The sequence below is a fragment of the Kitasatospora sp. NPDC056783 genome (assembly GCF_042789895.1).
In the GTDB taxonomy this organism is placed as follows: domain Bacteria; phylum Actinomycetota; class Actinomycetes; order Streptomycetales; family Streptomycetaceae; genus Kitasatospora.
Genome location: NZ_JBHUAF010000580.1, coordinates 1 through 3,505, shown reverse-complemented (window position 1 = coordinate 3,505; position 3,505 = coordinate 1). Strand labels below are relative to the sequence as shown.

Annotated in this window: 4 protein-coding genes and 1 pseudogene; 1 reads left to right on the top strand and 4 read right to left on the bottom strand. The window is 71.4% G+C overall.

Annotated features, from left to right (window positions below; genetic code table 11):
- Window positions 1-23: 23 nt before the first annotated feature.
- From ACFRMQ_RS39380 to ACFRMQ_RS39365, 4 genes and pseudogenes are all read right to left on the bottom strand, one after another.
- The gene (locus ACFRMQ_RS39380; RefSeq protein WP_380735707.1) at window positions 24-476 is read right to left on the bottom strand and encodes a hypothetical protein; all 453 of its coding nucleotides are present in this window, start codon (window positions 474-476) and stop codon (window positions 24-26) included.
- A gap of 334 nt (window positions 477-810) precedes the next feature.
- Window positions 811-1,344 carry a GNAT family N-acetyltransferase gene (locus ACFRMQ_RS39375; RefSeq protein ID WP_380735706.1) on the bottom strand — a complete coding sequence of 178 codons (534 nt, stop codon included), beginning with the start codon at window positions 1,342-1,344 and terminating at the stop codon, window positions 811-813.
- Window positions 1,345-1,493: 149 nt separating this feature from the next.
- Window positions 1,494-2,060: a hypothetical protein gene (locus ACFRMQ_RS39370; protein ID WP_380735708.1), complete on the bottom strand. Its 567-nt coding sequence runs from the start codon at window positions 2,058-2,060 to the stop codon at window positions 1,494-1,496.
- Window positions 2,061-2,643: 583 nt separating this feature from the next.
- Window positions 2,644-2,715 (bottom strand): annotated as a pseudogene (locus tag ACFRMQ_RS39365) (helix-turn-helix domain-containing protein); the annotation flags it as partial.
- A gap of 261 nt (window positions 2,716-2,976) precedes the next feature.
- Here ACFRMQ_RS39365 and ACFRMQ_RS39360 point away from each other — a divergent pair.
- On the top strand, window positions 2,977-3,165 hold the full coding sequence (locus tag ACFRMQ_RS39360; protein ID WP_380735705.1) for a hypothetical protein: 189 nt from the start codon (window positions 2,977-2,979) through the stop codon (window positions 3,163-3,165).
- Window positions 3,166-3,505: the final 340 nt, after the last annotated feature.

The window sequence follows — 3,505 nt, the reverse complement described above, 5'->3', positions numbered from 1 at the left end:
CCGTCAGGTCGCTCGTCGGACGGTCAGATCTTCACGGTGAGCCAGGCGCCGAGGCCGGAGCAGCCACGGGCGTCGTAGGTGGTGCTGCGGTAGCCCGCCGGGATCGGCGAGTAGGGGCAGGTCCAGATGCCGTTGCGGACCAGCTCGTGGTACCAGGCGCCGACGCCGCTGCATCCGTTGACGCTGTAGTTCGTCAGCACGTAGCCGGAGACGATCGGCGAGCCGGAGCAGGTCCACAGGCGGTCCTGCGCGGGCTGCTGGAACCAGGAGCCGTGGTTGCTGCAGCCGCTGGGGTTGTACATGGTGATGACGTAGCCGGCCGGGACGGGAGCCCCGGAGCAGCTCCAGCTGCCGGCCGCGGTCGTGGTCGCCGACGCGGTGCCGGCCGTCGTGCCGGTGAGGGCGGCCGCCAGCACGGCGACCGTGGCGGCCACCCGGCCCGTACGGGTCATCAGCTTGCGCAGGATCTTGGTCACGGTGACACCGTTCCGATCGGTCGTTTCCCCGCCGTCGGCACGGCGGGGGAGGGGGTAACAGCGGGGATGCGCCGCACAGTAGCGGCGGCGATCAGCTCACTGATAGATCCAGAACGATGAACAGATGCACCTGACCGGAAATGATCGATCCGCATCTGCGGGACCGGTGACGAAACCGCGAAACCGCGAAACCGCCCCCGCCCTCACCGGCCTCCGGCAGCCGGCGGTGCGGCGAGAACGTCGGTCCGGTGTACATTCCTGCTGCGGGAGCGGCTGACCTCCGCAGATGCGGGGCCCGTAGGAACCGCGGTCGGGGCTTGGGGCGGATAGCGAGTTACCGGACCATGTAGCGGTACACCGGGGCACCTTCCCAAGCGGGCGCCTTGTCCCCCAACTCCCGGTAGCCGAGGGCTTCGTACATCTTCATCGCAGCCTCGGCCTCGGGCCGGACCGCGAGCGTGACGCGCTCCACCCGGGCCCCTCCAAGAACAGCCGTGTGCAGCTTCCGGCCCAACCCCTGCCGACGCTGACCCGGAGCCACGGCGAGTTCCCGGATCACGAACGTCCGGTGCCCGTCGTCGCGCGTGAAGTCCTCGTCCAGGCCGAGGCCGTCCCACCAGTGACTGCCCGACTGGAGCAGGACGCCGAAAGCGAATCCGACCAGCGCGGCACCGGAACGAGCCAGCACCAACCGGAAGCCGGGCATGGTCCGGAACGCCTCGTAGCCCTCCAGGAACCCGGCCAGGTCGCCAGGCCCCTCGAAGTACGGCGGCTCTGCGAACACCTGCTCGTACAGTGGCGCTATCTCGCCCAGCGTCCGGGCAGCGGCATCCGGATTTGTGATGGTCTCGAACACGGGCGTCGGCACGGTTCTCCCTTCAGACGATCAGAGGCGCGGAACTGGCGGCTGCCAGGGAGGGGTCCAACAGCCTGAGGTGGGAGTGCGCCTCCTGCATCGAGGTGCGGGCCCGGCCGGACGACACCTCGGGTACGGGCGCCGCCCGGGCCTCCGGCTCCCTACGACACGCCGGTGCGTGCGGCGAACTCGCGCACGCCGGACACGCTCGCCGGTGCGTACAGGAGGTCTGTCGTCAGCGCCCGCAGCGCGGGCCGGCGTACTTCCTCCGGGGCGACCTGCTCGGTGAACCGCAGGGCGGCGAACGTACGGTGGTGATCGCCGAGGCGGTGCCACATGCGGGCGCAGTCCGTGCCGTAACGGGCCCGGCGCTCCGCGGTCGGCAGCCGCCCCGGGACGATCCGTGCCGCGTACGGAACACCCTCGTCCGGGGTGCCCAGCGCGGTGTGCACGCCGACCCAGTACAGGTCGGTTTGTGTGCTGGTGGCGTCGACCGTGAACAGCCGGCTCGGCGCTCTGGTGCCGGCGGAGGCCAGGCGGCTGACCGCCTCCTCGGCGCCTCCCATCAGCTCAAGGGCGTCACCGCGACGCCGCCCGCACGCGGCCGTGTAGGCCGCCGTCATCAGCAGTGTTGCCGCGACCGCCTGGGAGGTGGCGTCCTGGTCCTGGCAGAGAGAGCCGGCAGTGCGACGCAGGAGGTCGACGGCGACGTGCCGGTCGACCGGCACGTCGCATCGTGATCGCCAGCACCCGGGCGGCCTCCCCTTGGACCACCGGGCTTCCACTCGCCTGAGCCGCAGCCAAAGCCCGGTCTGCCGCCGGCCAGGCGACGGCCTCGTGCCCCTTCACCGCGAGTTCCGTCGCCAGTACCCAGGCGCGGGCCACATACGCGTGCGCCTCCTCCCGGGCCCGGCCGGACAGTGACTCGCGGGTTGCCTCGGCCGTGCCCAGCAGGCCGGGAAGCACGGCTCCGAGATTCTCGTATCGGGCCGCCGTGAACTGGTCGCGCGCCAAAGCCAATGCCCGGCCGAGTTCCTGCAGAGACACGGGCGCTGAGTCGGTCTGTCCGTACAGCGCCCCGACGATCCGGGTCGACGCGTCCGGGCGGCTGGCGGCCGTCGCCGACCACGGGAGCATCGATGTACCAGCCGCCGCCATGCCGGCCACGAGCAGCTGCCTGCGGAGCATGGCGCCCTCCTGATTTAGCGTCACATCTCGCGACAGATTAGCCGGTTGGTCCAGACCGGGGGCGTCAAGCTGCAGCCTCAGCACCTGAACGATGACCGCGAGCGGCTGGTCGGCAGGCCGAAGCAGGCCCGACTCTATCCGGCTGATCGCGGACGCCGAGTAGCCACAGACCCGGCCCAGTTGGGCCTGCGTCATCCGCTGCGCACACCGGGCGGCCCTGATAGCCGTTCAGAGCCGGAGCTGATGTGACACGGCGCCCCCTCCGATCCTGCGGGGCCGCCACCGTATCGGCGGGACCGCACCCGCAGGCAGGGCGTGCACAGGGTGTGCGGGGCACGCACACGGCGTGCGGGAGGCCCTTGCAGGCCTCCCCACGCGGCTGCCAGGCGAGTTGCCTGGTGAATGCCCCGGCCGGGCGTATCCACATTCCACCCCTCATCCAGAGGAGAGTGCGTCATGAGCGCAGCCCTGCTTGACTGCCCCGGGACCCCGAAGCCGACCCACGACACCCCGCAGCCCGGTAACGTGCCGAACAGCGACCAGCCCGCGGCCGCCATGTCGTGCCCGATGTGCGGGTCGGGCGCCACCTACCAGACCATGGACGGCCGGTGGGGCTGCACCCAGTGCGGCTCGACCTGGGCCTGAGCGAGAGGAAGAGGCATGCAGGTCTGCGCCGAGTGCCGCACAGCGAACGCGGTCATCGAGGACCTGGACGTCGATCCCCCACGGCCGTGGTGCCTCCGGTGTGCCACCGCCCTCGTGGCCGCAGGCGATCCGGTGTTGCGCTACCGAGGTCTGACCGACGGAGCGGCCCGCTACTCACGGGCCTTGACCACCCGCAGCACTGCGGTGCTGCCGTTCGGGTAGCTGCCGCCGAACACAACGAAGCGCCCCCGCGCGGCCACGCCGGCGGGGGCGCTGTGCGGCGCCTTCAGGGCGCCTGCCCCCCGCAGGTGCGGGGAGGACGCGCCGGCCCTTGCGGTAT